The following is a 620-nucleotide window of genomic DNA, read 5'->3' on the forward strand; positions in this document are numbered from 1 at the left end:
CCATCAACAGACGACACCGTGAAGGTCTCTTCGACTTTATCGCCGACGTTTAATTGATTAAACGCGCTGTTGGCGGTGAAGACCCAATGTCCACTGGCATCAATAGTTAGGTCGCCATTAGCTCCAACAATGGAGTCTGGCGTAAATGTGTTATCAGGATTATCAACATCGGTACTGGTTAACGTGCCTGATGTCGTTACCGCTTTATCAGTCTCATCCACACTGACTGTTGCGGTACTGACTGTCGCTGCATCGTTAGTGCCATTAATCGTCACCTTGATGGTCGACGGTGTGCCATCAATAGACGATAAAGTGAAGGTCTCTTCGACCTTATCGCCGACGTTTAATTGGTTAAACGCGCTGTTGGCAATGAACACCCAGTGGCCAGTAGCATCAATAGTGAGGTCACCGTTGGTGCCTGAAATAGAATCCGGCGCAAACGTATTATCTGGATTATCAACATCGGTACTGGTCAATTTTCCTGATGTCGTTACCGCTTTGTCAGTTTCATCAATGGCAACGGTCGCACTGCTGACAGTAGCTGCGTCATTAGTGCCATTAATCGTCACTTTGATGGTCGAGGGTGTGCCATCAACAGACGACACCGTGAAGGTTTCTTC

1 protein-coding gene is annotated in these 620 nt (G+C 47.7%); it reads right to left on the reverse strand.

The annotated features are described in order from the left end of the window. A partial coding sequence (locus AB4583_RS16510; protein WP_372118383.1) for a VCBS domain-containing protein occupies positions 1 to 620 on the reverse strand: 620 nt, incomplete at both ends.

This window comes from Vibrio sp. 10N.222.49.C12 (genome assembly GCF_041475025.1).
GTDB classification, from domain to species: Bacteria; Pseudomonadota; Gammaproteobacteria; order Enterobacterales; family Vibrionaceae; genus Vibrio; species Vibrio crassostreae_C.